Source organism: Achromobacter pulmonis, assembly GCF_902859765.1.
Lineage (GTDB): Bacteria > Pseudomonadota > Gammaproteobacteria > Burkholderiales > Burkholderiaceae_B > Achromobacter > Achromobacter pulmonis.
This window is the reverse complement of sequence record NZ_CADIJV010000002.1, coordinates 255,958-268,921: the sequence shown is the minus strand read 5'-3', so window position 1 is coordinate 268,921 and position 12,964 is coordinate 255,958. Positions and strand designations below refer to the sequence as shown.

Annotated in this window: 9 protein-coding genes; 4 read left to right on the top strand and 5 right to left on the bottom strand. The window is 67.8% G+C overall.

Annotated elements, in window-relative coordinates; translation table 11 throughout:
- Position 1: 1 nt before the first annotated feature.
- The 4 genes from coaBC to HV701_RS02785 all read right to left on the bottom strand — a co-directional run bounded on the left by coaBC (position 2) and on the right by HV701_RS02785 (position 5,697).
- Positions 2-1,198 (bottom strand): bifunctional phosphopantothenoylcysteine decarboxylase/phosphopantothenate--cysteine ligase CoaBC, encoded by a 1,197-nt coding sequence (gene coaBC, locus HV701_RS02800; protein WP_175131607.1) that lies wholly within the window; start codon positions 1,196-1,198, stop codon positions 2-4.
- Between the two features lie 155 nt (positions 1,199-1,353).
- The gene (lspA, locus tag HV701_RS02795; protein WP_175131606.1) at positions 1,354-1,878 is read right to left on the bottom strand and encodes a signal peptidase II; all 525 of its coding nucleotides are present in this window, start codon (positions 1,876-1,878) and stop codon (positions 1,354-1,356) included.
- 2 nt (positions 1,879-1,880) lie between these two features.
- Positions 1,881-4,742, bottom strand: coding sequence for an isoleucine--tRNA ligase (ileS, locus tag HV701_RS02790; RefSeq protein ID WP_175131605.1), 2,862 nt, complete (start codon positions 4,740-4,742; stop codon positions 1,881-1,883).
- On the bottom strand, positions 4,732-5,697 hold the full coding sequence (locus tag HV701_RS02785) for a bifunctional riboflavin kinase/FAD synthetase (RefSeq protein WP_175131604.1): 966 nt from the start codon (positions 5,695-5,697) through the stop codon (positions 4,732-4,734). Before HV701_RS02785 ends, ileS begins: the two co-directional genes overlap by 11 nt.
- Positions 5,698-5,760: 63 nt before the next feature.
- Between HV701_RS02785 and purN the strand changes: the two genes are divergently transcribed.
- Together purN and HV701_RS02775 are read left to right on the top strand one after the other, a co-directional pair.
- The gene (gene purN, locus HV701_RS02780; protein ID WP_175131603.1) at positions 5,761-6,426 is read left to right on the top strand and encodes a phosphoribosylglycinamide formyltransferase; all 666 of its coding nucleotides are present in this window, start codon (positions 5,761-5,763) and stop codon (positions 6,424-6,426) included.
- 824 nt (positions 6,427-7,250) lie between these two features.
- The gene (locus HV701_RS02775; RefSeq protein WP_175131652.1) at positions 7,251-8,630 is read left to right on the top strand and encodes an RsmB/NOP family class I SAM-dependent RNA methyltransferase; all 1,380 of its coding nucleotides are present in this window, start codon (positions 7,251-7,253) and stop codon (positions 8,628-8,630) included.
- 102 nt (positions 8,631-8,732) lie between these two features.
- On the opposite strand, the gene HV701_RS02770 is transcribed toward HV701_RS02775, so the two are convergent.
- A complete protein-coding gene (locus tag HV701_RS02770; protein ID WP_175131602.1) occupies positions 8,733-9,128 on the bottom strand; it encodes a hypothetical protein in 396 nt (131 codons plus the stop codon).
- 337 nt (positions 9,129-9,465) lie between these two features.
- Here HV701_RS02770 and HV701_RS02765 point away from each other — a divergent pair, with 337 nt between their 5' ends.
- Together HV701_RS02765 and HV701_RS02760 are read left to right on the top strand one after the other, a co-directional pair.
- Entirely contained in the window at positions 9,466-10,674 is a 1,209-nt protein-coding gene (locus tag HV701_RS02765) for a DesA family fatty acid desaturase (RefSeq protein ID WP_175131601.1), read from the top strand.
- On the top strand, positions 10,671-12,962 hold the full coding sequence (locus HV701_RS02760) for a UvrD-helicase domain-containing protein (RefSeq protein WP_175131600.1): 2,292 nt from the start codon (positions 10,671-10,673) through the stop codon (positions 12,960-12,962). The genes HV701_RS02765 and HV701_RS02760 overlap by 4 nt, the downstream gene beginning before the upstream one ends.
- Positions 12,963-12,964: the final 2 nt, after the last annotated feature.

The window sequence follows — 12,964 nt, the reverse complement described above, 5'->3', positions numbered from 1 at the left end:
GTCAGGCCGGCAGCCGCGCCGCGATCTCGGCGATCAGGCGGCGCGCGGCATCCAGCTTGTCGGCGGCCGGCAGCGGGTGTGCGCCTTGCGCGTCGAACAGCACCAGTTCGGTGGTGTCGGCGTCCATGACCTTGTGCGCCAGGTTGCCCACCAGCAGCGGGATGCCCTTGCGCTGGCGCTTGGCTTCGGCGTGCTCGGCCAGTTTCTCGGTCTCGGCGGCAAAGCCCACGCACCACGGGCCGTCCGGCAGCTTGGCGACTTCGGCCAGGATGTCGGGGTTGGGTTCGAATTCCATCTGCGGCGCGCCGCCGCCCTCGCTGGTCTTCTTCAGCTTCTGGTCGCTGACATTCTTGACGCGCCAGTCGGCCACGGCCGCCACGGCGATGAACACGTCGGCGTCGGTGGCGCTGGCCATCACGGCGTCGTGCATCTGGCGCGCCGTCATGACCGACAGGGCGGTCACGCCGCGCGGCACGGGCAGGGCGGTGGCGCCGGTGATCAGCGTGACGCGGGCGCCGGCCTCGCGCGCGGCGCGGGCCAGGGCGTAGCCGGTCTTGCCCGACGAGCGGTTGCTCAGCACGCGCACCGGATCGACCGGTTCGGAGGTCGGACCGGCGGTCAGCAGTACGTGGCGGCCAGCCAGCAGCTTGGGCTGGAAGAAGGCAATCAGATCGGCGAGGATTTCATGGGCTTCCAGCATGCGGCCGTCGCCGGTTTCGCCACAGGCCTGTTCGCCGGCCGACGGGCCCAGGATGCTGATGCCGTCGGCGCGCAGTTGCGCCACGTTGCGCTGGGTGGCCGGGTTGGCCCACATTTCGCGGTTCATCGCAGGCGCCACCAGCAGCGGGCAGGCGCGCGCCACGCACAGCGTCGACAGCAGGTCGTCGGCCATGCCGTGCGCCAGTTTGGCCATGAAATCGGTGCTGGCCGGCGCGATCAGCACCGCGTCGGCGCCGCGCGTCAGGTCGATGTGCGCCATGTTGTTGGGCACCCGCGGATCCCAGGCATCGACGAACACGGGGCGGCCGGACAGCGCCTGCATGGTCACGGGCGTGATGAAGTGCGTGGCCGCCTCGGTCATCACCACGTCGACGATGGCGCCTTGTTCGGTCATGCGCCGCACCAGCTCGGCGATTTTGTAGCAGGCGATGCCACCGGTCAGGCCGAGGACGATGCGTTTGCGGGCGAGGTCGAGCATGGGTCTCGGACGGCGTTGGGACGCCGTCAAATCAGGGAACGGACAGTGATTTTATTCTGCATTGCCGCATCGCGCCGTTCGCCATGCGTGCAGGGGGGCTCAAACAAGGCAAAAACCCGGCCAGGGGCCGGGTTTCGAAAGGGCGGGTGACAGGGTCAGACGCGTGGCTTGCGGGCCCGCAGCAGTTCGTCCAGCACCAGCAGCACGGCGCCGCAGGTGATGCCGACGTCGGCCACGTTGAAGGCCGGGTAGTACCAGTCGCGCCAATAAAACAGCAGGAAGTCCACCACGTGGCCATACACTACCCGGTCGATCACGTTGCCGATGGCCCCGCCCAGGATCATGGCCAGGGCCAGGCAGAAGCGCGGCTGGCCGCGGGTGCGGCGCAGGATCACCAGGATGACCCCCGCGGCGACCACGCCCAAGCCGGTGAACAACCAGCGCTGCCAGCCTTCTTCGGACGCCAGGAAGCTGAACGCCGCGCCGCGGTTGTACAGCAGCGTGAAGTCGAAGAACGGCAGCAGGTTCAGGCGTTCTCCATACTGGTACGAGGTGTTGAAGTACACCTTGGTCAGTTGGTCCACCACGACGATCGCCAGGGCGATGGCCAGCCAGCGCCCCACCCGCGCGCGGGGCGCGCTGGCGGACGCAGCGGCGGCGGAGCCTTGTGGGCCGGCCATGCTCAGGCCTTGTCGCGGGCTTCGCCCGAGCCGAACAGGTTGGACACGCAGCGGCCGCAGATCTCGGGGTGATCCGGATCCTGGCCCACGTCCAGGCGCCAGTGCCAGCAGCGCTCGCACTTCTTGTGCCTGGACGGCGTGACCTCGATGCGGGTCTCGCCCTCGCCGGCGTGCACGCTGGCGCGCGACACGATCAGCACGAAGCGCAGGTCGTCACCCAGGCTCGCCAGCAGTTGCTGGTCTTCGCCGCTGGCGTACAGGTCGACCTCGGCCTGCAGCGACGAACCGATGTCGCCCGCCGTGCGCACTTCTTCCAGCTTGCGCTGGACCTCGGCGCGGATGGCGCGCAGGCGCGTCCATTTGGCCGACAGGGCCTCGGCGTCCGCGAACGGCGGCAGCGCGTGGTAGACCTCGGTGAAGATGGTGACGCGGGCGGCGTCGGCCTGGTGCTTCAGGGCCGAGCCGACCAGTTCCTTCCAGGCCTCTTCGGCCGTGAACGACAGGATCGGCGCCATCAGCTTGAGCAGCGTCTGGGTGATGTCCAGCAGTGCGGTCTGGGCCGAGCGGCGGGCCACGCTGTCCACCTTGGAGGTGTAGAGGCGGTCCTTCAGGATATCCAGGTAGAACGCGCCCAGGTCTTCCGAGCAGAACGTCTGCAGGCGCGACACCGCCGGGTGGAAGTCGTAGCGCTCGTAGTGGCCCTGCACCTCGGCCTGCATCTGCGCCGTCATGGCCAGCGCGTAGCGGTCGATTTCGAACAGTTCACCGTAGGGCACCGATTGCGACACGGCGTCGAAGTCGGCCAGGTTGGCCAGCAGGAAGCGCAGCGTGTTGCGGATGCGGCGGTAGCCCTCGACCACGCGCTTGAGGATTTCATCGGAGATCGACAGCTCGCCCGAGTAGTCGGTGGAGGCGACCCACAGGCGCAGGATTTCCGCGCCCAGCGAATCGGACACCTTCTGCGGCGCGATCACGTTGCCGACCGATTTGCTCATCTTGCGGCCCTGGCCGTCCACCACGAAGCCGTGCGTCAGCAGGGCCTTGTAGGGCGGCTGGCCGTACAGCATGCAGCCGGTCAGCAGCGACGAGTGGAACCAGCCGCGGTGCTGGTCGGAACCTTCCAGGTACAGGTCGGCGGGCCAGCCCAGTTCGGCGCCGTGCGAGCCGGCGAAATCACGGTCCTTGCCGCCCAGCACGGTAGCGTGGGTGCTGCCCGAGTCGAACCACACGTCCAGCGTGTCGCGGTTCTTTTCGTATTGATCGGCCTCGTCGCCCAGCAGCTCGCGCGGGTCCAGCGTCTGCCAGGCCTCGATGCCGCCTTGTTCGACGCGCTGCGCGACCTGTTCCAGCAGTTCGGCGGTGCGCGGATGCAGCGCGCCGGTTTCCTTGTGCACGAAGAAGGCCATCGGCGTGCCCCACTGGCGCTGGCGCGACAGGGTCCAGTCCGGACGGTTGGCGATCATGGCGTGCAGGCGGGCGCGGCCCCAGGCCGGATAGAAGGCGGTGGCGTCGATGCCGGCCAGCGCCGATTCGCGCAGGGTCGGGCCGCCGTCCTTGGGTTTGACGTCCATGCCCGCGAACCATTGGCTGGTGGCGCGGTAGATGATCGGCGTCTTGTGGCGCCAGCAATGCATGTAGCTGTGCTTGTGCTTTTCCACGTGCATCAGCGCGCCGGCTTCTTTCAGGGCCTCGACGATCTTGGGGTTGGCGTCCCAGATCGACAGGCCGCCGAACAGCGCCAGGCTGTCGACGTACTTGCCGTCGCCCATGACCGGGCTGATGAAGTCGGTGTCCTTCATGCCGTGCTCCTTGCACGAGATGAAGTCCTCGATACCGTAGGCCGGAGCCGAGTGCACCACGCCGGTGCCGGAATCGGCCGTGACGTAGTCGCCCAGGAACACCGGCGCCTTGCGGTCGTAGGCGGCTTCGAACCGCGCCAGCGGATGGCGGAACGCGATGCCCGCCAGCGCCGCGCCCGGGGCGGTGGCGATGACTTCGCCTTCCAGGTCCCAGGCCTTCAGGCAGGCCTCGACGCGCTCGCGCGCGAGCAGCAGCAGCGGGCCGAACTTGGGCGCGGGCGACACGCGCACCAGCGCGTATTCGATTTCGGGATGCAGGTTCAGCGCCTGGTTGGACGGGATGGTCCAGGGCGTGGTGGTCCAGATGACGATGGCGCCGTCATCGACCTGGTCCAGGCCGAAGGCCTGGGCCAGCTTGGCATGCTCGGCGAACGGGAAGGCCACGTCCACCGCCGGGTCGACGCGGTCGGCGTATTCGACCTCGGCCTCGGCCAGCGCCGAGCCGCAGTCGAAACACCAGTTCACGGGCTTGAGGCCACGGAACACATAACCCTTGTCCAGGATGCGGCCCAGGGCGCGGATCTCGTCGGCTTCATTGCTGAAGTTCATCGTCATGTAGGGACGATCCCACTCGCCCAGCACGCCCAGGCGCTTGAAGTCCTTGCGCTGGCGATCGATCTGTTCGAGCGCGTAGGCGCGCGCCTTGGACTGCACTTCGGCCACCGGCAGGTGCTTGCCGTACTTCTTTTCGATCTGGATCTCGATCGGCATGCCGTGGCAATCCCAGCCCGGCACGTAATGCGCGTCATAGCCGGCCATGTTGCGGCTCTTGACGATGATGTCCTTCAGGATCTTGTTGACCGCGTGGCCGATGTGGATGTCACCGTTGGCATAGGGCGGGCCATCATGCAGCACGAAGCGCGGACGGCCGCGGCTGGCGGCGCGGATGGCCTGGTAGACGTGGTTTTCCTCCCACTGCGCAATCCAGGCGGGCTCGCGCTTGGCGAGGTCGCCCCGCATGGGGAAGGGGGTATCGGGCAGGTTGAGGGTTTTTTTATAGTCCATGAACGGCAAAATAGGCGCGCGCGTTTCGCGCGTCTTCGGCGATGGCGGCAGTCAGGGAAGGGAGATCAGGGAATTTTTCTTCGTCCCGCAGCTTTTGCAGGAATTCGACACGCACGAGTTTACCGTATGCGTTGACGGTCTCGCCGAGCAGATGCGCCTCGAGCAGGACACGGCCGCGGTCCTCGACGGTCGGGCGCACGCCCAGGCTGGCCACCGCCGGCAGGGCGCGTTCGGCCAGGCCGTAGACCTGCACCACATAGATACCGGAACGGGCCGCGCAGCGCTCGGCCACCCGCAGGTTCATGGTCGGATAGCCCAGGGTGCGGCCCAGCTTCTGGCCGTGGATCACGTGGCCGCTGATGTGGAACGGGTGGCCCAGCAGGTGGCGGGCGCGGTCCAGGTCGCCCACCGCCAACGCGGTGCGCACTTCCGAACTGGAGATGCGGTGGCCGTGGCGGTCGGTGACGTCGGCCAGGGTCTGCACCTCGAAACCATGGCGCAGGCCGGCTTCGCGCAGCAGATCGATGTCGCCGCTGCGCTTGTGGCCGAAGCGGAAGTCCTCGCCCACCAGCAGCCATTTGGTGTCCAGGCCGCGCACCAGCAGGTTCTCGATGAAGGCGTTGGCCGACATTTCGGCCAGGCGCGCGTTGAAGCGCTCGACCACGACCTGGGAAATGCCGTAGCGCGCCAGCGCCGCCAGCTTGTCGCGCAGCCCGGAGATGCGCGTCGGCGCCAGCTCGGGGCGCTGGTTGAGCGTGGCGAAGTACTCGCGCGGGTGGGGCTCGAAGGTCATCACGGCCGGGGTCAGGTCCCGGTCACGCGCGACCTGGCAGACCCGCGCCAGCATGGCCTGGTGTCCGCGGTGGACGCCATCGAAATTGCCGATGGTCAGTGCGCTGGGAGCGCGCTGGGCGGGCGGCGGAAGGGATCGGTAGATACGCAGCGGTGGTTTCACGAGCGAGAGTTTACAATTTTGGGTTACGGGATTGTTCGTCACCCCCAATTTGGATTGCTCATCTTGCCGGAAACCTCTTCATCGCCACGCCGCATCGTCATCCTGATCTCGGGACGAGGCAGCAACATGCAGGCCCTGGTTCAGGCCTGTCGCCAACAAGGCTGGCCGGCCACCATCGCTGCCGTGATCGCCAGCCGGCCCGACGCCGCCGGCCTCGAATGGGCCGCCGCCCAGGGCATTGCCACCGCCGCGCTGTACCACAAGGACTACGCCAGCCGCGAAGCCTTCGACACCGCGCTGGCCTCCGAAATCGACCTGCACGCGCCGGATTACGTCATCCTGGCAGGCTTCATGCGGGTGCTGACCCCCGGCTTCGTCAACCGCTACAGCGGCCGCCTGGTCAACATCCATCCGTCGTTGCTGCCGGCGTTCCCGGGGTTGCACACCCACGCCCAGGCGCTGGCCACCGGCGTGCGCGTGCACGGCTGCACCGTGCATTTCGTGACGCCGGTGCTGGACCATGGGCCCATCATCGCCCAGGGCTGCGTGCCGGTCCTGGCCGGCGATACTCCCGAACTGCTGGCCGAGCGGGTGCTGGAAGTCGAACACCAGGCATTTCCGGCCGCCGTGCGCTGGCTGGCCGAAGGCCGGGTTACGCTGACGAATGACCATCGGGTGGACGTGCAGGGCGATCCCGACCGCCTGTTCACCTGGACCGCCGCGGCCTGAGCCGACGCCAGCCGCGCAGCCGGGCCGTCAATGGCCCGGAAATCGCATTTATCGGGCGGCATGTGCCCGTCCCACTGGAATACACCATGAGCAAACCTCAAACTCCGCGTTCCCGCCCGGCAGCCACCGGCGGACGCTCCGCCGAAGGGCGTGACGGCCGGTCCTTTTTCTCGCGCCCCAAGGGCGAGGCCCGCACCGCCCAGGAACGCGCGCCGCGCGCCGAGCGCGCCGCCGGCGGCCGTGACGGCGAAGGCCGTCCGGACGAGCGCCGCGACAGCCGTCCGGCGCCGCGTCCATCCTACGATGCGGCGCGTGGCGAAGGCCGTGGCGAACGCGGTTCCGTCGGTGGCGACCGGCGCGAAGGCGCCGGCCGCCCGACGCCACGCCCTTCCTATGACGCGCCGCGCGGCGAACGCGGCTCGTACAGTCCGGATCGCCGCGAAGGCCAGGGCCGCCCGGATTCGCGCCCGTCCTACGGCGCCCCGCGTGGCGAGGGCCGTGGCAATGAGCGCGGCGCTTTTGCCTCGGACCGCCGCGACGGCGCCGGCCGTCCGGATTCGCGCCCGTCCTACGGTTCGCCGCGTGGCGAAGGCCGTGGCGGTGACCGGGGTTCCTTCGCCGCGGACCGCCGCGAAGGCGCTGGCCGCCCGGATTCGCGCCCGTCCTATGGCGCCCCGCGTGGCGAAGGCCGGGGCGGCGAGCGCGGTTCCGCCGGCTCGGATCGTCGCGAAGGCCAAGGCCAGCGCGATGCCGCCACGCACAAGCCGCAGTTCAACCGTCCGCGCCTGTCCTACGCCGCCAGCCGCATCGACCAGGTGCAGCGGGTGCTGGGCGAGGTCCTGCAATGGACGTATCCGGCCGACGCCGCACTGTCGCACTGGCTGCGCGGCCACCCCGGCCTGGGGGCGCGCGACCGTTCCGAGGTGGCCGAGGCCGTCTATGACGTATTGCGCCACCTGCGCCGCTACCGCCAGTTCGGCGAAAGCGGCGTCGGGCCGGCCTCGCGCCGCCTGGCGATCCTGGGCCTGGCCGCCACGCTGGGCAAGGAAGCGCTGCAGGAAGGCCTGGACGCGGCCGAGGCCGAATGGCTGCAACGCGTGCTGCAGATCGACCTGGCGACCCTGCCGCGCGCCGTGCGCGGCAGCATCCCCGACTGGCTCGACGAGCGCCTGGGCGCGATGGACAGCCCGGAATCGTTGATCGAGGCGCTCAACCGCCAGGCCAGCCTGGACCTGCGCGTCAATCCGCTCAAGGTCGAGCGCGATGCCATGCTGGCCGAGCTGCAGCAAACGGCCGGCCGCTACGAACCCGTGGCCATGCCTTATTCGCCCTGGGGCATCCGCATGGAAGGCCGCCCCGCCATCAACCGCTGGCCGCAGTTCGAGAACGGCAGCATCGAAGTGCAGGACGAGGGCAGCCAACTGCTGGCTTTGCTGGTGGCGCCGCGCCGCGGTGAAATGATCATCGACTTCTGCGCCGGCGCGGGGGGCAAGACGCTGTTGCTGGGCGCGTTGATGCGCTCGACCGGCCGCCTCTACGCCTTCGACGTCTCGGCTGCCCGCCTGGCGCGCGCCAAGCCGCGCTTTGCCCGCAGCGGCCTGTCGAACGTAGTGCCGGTTGTCATCGACAGCGAGAACGACGCCCGCGTCAAGCGCCTGGCCGGCAAGGCCCAGCGCGTGCTGGTCGACGCGCCGTGCAGCGGCATCGGCACGCTGCGCCGCAATCCCGACCTGAAATGGCGCCAGCATCCCGAGGCGCTGGCCGAACTGGGGCAGTTGCAGGAGCGCATCCTCAACAGCGCTGCGCGCTGCGTCGCGCCCGGCGGACGGCTGGTGTATGCCACCTGCAGCCTGCTGGCCGAGGAAAACGAGACGCAGGCCGAGCGCTTCCTGGCCAGCCATCCGGACTTCGAACGCCTGGATGCCGCCGAGATCCTGGCCGGCCGTTGCGAGAACCTGACGCTGCAAGGACCCTACGTCCAACTGCGTCCGGACGTCCACGGCACCGACGGCTTCTTCGCCGCCGTGTTCGAGCGCCGCAAGAAGGGCGCCGCAACCGCGGCGCAGGCTGAGGCCGGTCTCGACGCCGCCGCCGAGGCGCGGCCGGAAGAGGGCGCGCAGTCCGCCGACGTGGCGGTTGCCGACGCCGAAGACGCCATCGCGCCCGTCACGGCCGGCGCGGACCAGGACAAGCCCGTGGCCTGAGCCCGGGCCGAGTGCGCCGATGGCGGGTCAGTCTATGCGCTGGCCCGCCATCGGTGGTATGGGCCTGGTCAGGCTGCGGTACGTGAGTTCGCCGGGGCCGGCTCAAGGCGCCGGCGCGATGCCGAGCGTGGCGCTGTAGCGGCGGATGCCGACGGTCTTGTTCTGATATTTCACTTCCCAGGCCAACGAATCGGACCCGGGCTGATTTGCCTGATACACCACTTGCGCGATCGGCACTGTCTTATATGCGCAACGTCCCGAATTGCTGGACTGGCCTCGCGTATGCACCACGCTGGCGCTGCCCAGCCGAGGCTGGAGCGTGATGGTCACGCGTGGCGCGCGCAACGCCAGGCAATCCGCGCCGCGGATTTCATAATAGGACGCCAGCACAGCCACGTCCCCCGTTTTGAGTGACTGGGCGCCGGCGGGCGAGGCCAGAGCGAGCATCGCGGCGGCCAAAGCGGCGGTAAAAAGGGGTCGGATGGTTATGGGAAGCATCGTGTAGCGGTGTGGGCGGGGTGACTGCGGGCCAAAGTGTGCGCCAGGTGCGTGGCGGTCGCAAGACAGCGCGTCCGCCTTACAGGAACTTTAATCAGCCAGACTGTCCAAATCACAGTGGCCATGCGGCGACGTTTCCCTGCCTGGAAGGCGCCGGCGGCGTCGCAGCCAGGGCGCCGACCCGGCCGCAAGCTTGCCGTCAAAAGTTCAAAAGCAGGTCAAAAGTGGGGCTTAGTCCTTGATTTCCCTCAAAAACTATTTTGAAACTCCATTGTCATAACGCGGCAAAGGTAAGCTAAACTTCAGGCACTCTTCAAGCGAGGCTCACTACAGCTTTATGGATTACATCCTCTCCTTCATTGCCGGCGGTCTGACCCAAGCCACTTGGTGGCAGGTCGTCGTTTTCACCCTGGTCATGACGCACATCACCATTGTGTCCGTCACCGTCTTCCTGCACCGCAGCCAGGCGCACCGGGGCCTGGATCTGCATCCGGCCGTCATGCATTTCTTCCGCTTCTGGCTCTGGATGACGACCGGCATGGTCACCAAGGAATGGGTGGCCATCCACCGCAAGCACCACGCCAAGTGCGAAAAGGAAGGCGATCCCCATTCGCCCATCCTGTTCGGCATCTGGAAGGTGCTGTTCCGCGGCGCCGAACTCTACCGCGAAGAATCCAACAACAAGGAAACCATGGCCAAGTTCGGCCACGGCACGCCTGACGACTGGCTCGAACGCAACGTCTACAGCAAGCACAGCCTGTGGGGCGTGCTGACCATGCTCGCCATCGACATCGCCCTGTTCGGCGCGATCGGCGTCACGGTGTGGGCGGTGCAGATGGCCTGGATCCCCTTCTGGGCGGCCGGCGTCGTCAACGGCATCGGCCACTACTGGGGCTACCGCAACTACAACAGCCCGGACACCAGCACCAACGTGTTCCCGTGGGGCATCGTGATCGGCGGCGAAGAGCTGCACAACAACCACCACGCCCACGGCACGTCGGCCAAGTTCTCGGCCAAGTGGTATGAGTTCGACATCGGCTGGTGCTACATCAACATCCTGAAGTTCCTGGGCCTGGCCAAGATCAAGAAGGTCGCGCCCAAGCTCAAGCTGGATGATTCCAAGACCGGCATCGACCTGCGCACGCTGCAAGGCGTGATCACGCACCGCTACGAAGTCATGGCCCGCTATGCGGACGTGATCAAGAGCGCGGCCCGCGAAGAACTCGCCAAGCTGAAGGGTTCGCGCAACAAGGGCAGCGCGGAATGCGACTGGACCAAGCTGCACCAAGTGCGCCGCGCCATCCACCGCAACGAGGACATCCTGCAGCCGGAAACGCTGGCCGCCGTGGATAGCGCCATCGCCCAGAGCAAATCGCTCTCCACGCTGGTGCAGATGCGCCGCGAACTCGGCCGTATCTGGGAAAGCTCCAGCGCCAGCAGCGAACAGCTCCTCCATGACCTGCAGGCCTGGTGCCAGCGCGCCCAGCAAAGCGGCATCGCCGGGCTCGAGCAATTCGCTCAACGTCTGCGCCGCTACGCGGCATGATGCTAGAGAAGCTCAATCCTGAACAACGCGCCGCAGTAACGTTAGAACCGCAGCACGCCCTGGTCCTGGCCGGGGCGGGCAGCGGCAAGACCCGGGTGCTCACCACCCGCATGGCCTGGCTGATTCAAACCGGCCAGGCCTCGCCTTTTGGGCTGCTGGCCGTCACGTTCACCAACAAGGCCGCCCGCGAGATGCTGGCGCGTATGTCGGCCATCCTGCCGATCGATACGCGCGGCCTCTGGATCGGCACCTTCCACGGCCTGTGCAACCGCATGCTGCGCGCGCATCATCGCGACGCCGGCCTGCCGCAGACCTTCCAGATCCTCGACGTCACCGACCAGCTCGCCGCCATCAAGCGGCTGATGAAGGCCAACGGCGTCGACGACGAAAAATACCCGCCGCGCGACGTGCAGCGCTTCATCAACGGCGCCAAGGAAGAGGGCCTGCGCCCCGCCGACGTCGAAGCCTATGACGCGCACCGCCGCCGCCTGATCGAGATCTACCAGCTCTACGAAGCCCAGTGCCAGCGCGAAGGCGTGGTCGACTTCGCCGAGCTGCTGCTGCGCGCCTACGAACTGCTGTCGCGCAACGCGCCGGTGCGCGAGCACTACCAGCGCCGCTTCCGCCATATTCTGGTCGACGAGTTCCAGGACACCAACACGCTGCAGTACAAGTGGCTGCGGCTGCTGGCCGGCGGCGGCGCGGCGATCTTCGCCGTGGGCGACGACGACCAGTCCATCTACGCGTTCCGCGGCGCCAACGTCGGCAACATGTCCGACTTCGAGCGCGACTACGCGCACGGCACGGTCATCCGCCTGGAGCAGAACTACCGCTCTTACGGCCACATCCTGGACTCCGCCAACGCGCTCATCGGCCACAACAGCGGCCGCCTGGGCAAGAACCTCTGGACCGACCAGGGCGAAGGCGAGCCGGTGCGCGTCATCGAGCAGCCCTCGGACGGCATGGAAGCGCAATGGATCGTGGACGAGATCCGCTCGCTGATCCACGAGGGCAGCCTGCGCCGCGAGATCGCGGTGCTCTACCGCAGCAATGCGCAATCGCGCGTGATCGAACACGCCATCTTCTCGGCCGGCATTCCCTACAAGGTGTATGGCGGCCTGCGCTTCTTCGAGCGCCAGGAAATCAAGCACGCGCTGGCCTACCTGCGCCTGATGGCCAATCCGCACGACGATACCTCGTGGATGCGGGTGGTCAACTTCCCGACGCGCGGCATCGGCGCGCGCACGCTGGAACAACTGGCCGACGCGGCCCGCGCCCATGACTCCAGCCTGTACGCGGCGGTGGCGCTGGTGGGGGGCAAGGGTGGCTCCAACCTGGCCCAGTTCGCCCAGCTGATCCATCGCATGACCGAGGAAACGCGCGACCTGCCGCTGCCCGAAATGGTCGAGCACATGCTCGAAGCCAGCGGCCTGAACGCGCACTACAAGGCCGAGCGCGAAGGCGCCGAACGCCTTGAAAACCTGAACGAACTGATCACCGCCGCGGCGGTGTTCGCCTCCGAGGAAAACTACGACGGCCTGCCGGCGGGCGTGGTGCCGGCGCAGGACACGTCCAGCACGCTGATGCCCGGCGTGGTCGATGCGGCGCCGGTGGTGGCCGACGGCCTGACGCCGCTGGCCGCCTTCCTGTCGCACGCCGCGCTCGAAGCCGGCGACAACCAGGCGCAGCAGGGCCAGGACGCGGTGCAACTCATGACCGTGCACGCGGCCAAGGGCCTGGAGTTCGACGCCGTTTTCATCACCGGTCTGGAGGAAGGCCTGTTCCCGCACGAGAACAGCATCCTGGAACAATCCGGCCTGGAAGAAGAGCGCCGCCTCATGTACGTGGCGATCACCCGCGCGCGCCAGCGCCTGTACATCAGCCTGGCGCAAAGCCGCATGCTGCATGGCCAGACGCGCTACGCCATGCGCTCGCGCTTCCTCGACGAAATCCCCGAGCAGCACCTGAAATGGTTGTCGCCCAAGGCCGGCCTGGCGCCTGCCCTGAACGCGGGCGGCGGCTGGAACGGCAATCGTGGCGACGCCTTCGGTCGCAAGCCGACCAACACCATTGCGCCGCGTCAACCGCGCGGCACGGCCGCCGGCGTCACGGTGGGCGACAAGCAGTATCGTGTGGGACAGGGCGTGCACCACGCGCGCTTCGGCGACGGCACCATCGTCAGCCTGAGCGGCGCGGGACAGGACGCCCAGGCGGAAATCCATTTCCGCGATGTCGGCGCCAAGACGCTGGCGCTGGGCATCGCCAAGCTGGATATCGTTCAAGGTTGAAA

Coding starts and splice junctions, on each gene's coding strand:
- coaBC (WP_175131607.1), bottom strand. CDS start 1,198: ATGCTCGACCTCGCCCGCAAACGCATCGTCCTCGGCCTGACCGGTGGC.
- lspA (WP_175131606.1), bottom strand. CDS start 1,878: ATGGCCGGCCCACAAGGCTCCGCCGCCGCTGCGTCCGCCAGCGCGCCC.
- ileS (WP_175131605.1), bottom strand. CDS start 4,742: ATGGACTATAAAAAAACCCTCAACCTGCCCGATACCCCCTTCCCCATG.
- HV701_RS02770 (WP_175131602.1), bottom strand. CDS start 9,128: ATGCTTCCCATAACCATCCGACCCCTTTTTACCGCCGCTTTGGCCGCC.
- HV701_RS02765 (WP_175131601.1), top strand. CDS start 9,466: ATGGATTACATCCTCTCCTTCATTGCCGGCGGTCTGACCCAAGCCACT.
- HV701_RS02760 (WP_175131600.1), top strand. CDS start 10,671: ATGATGCTAGAGAAGCTCAATCCTGAACAACGCGCCGCAGTAACGTTA.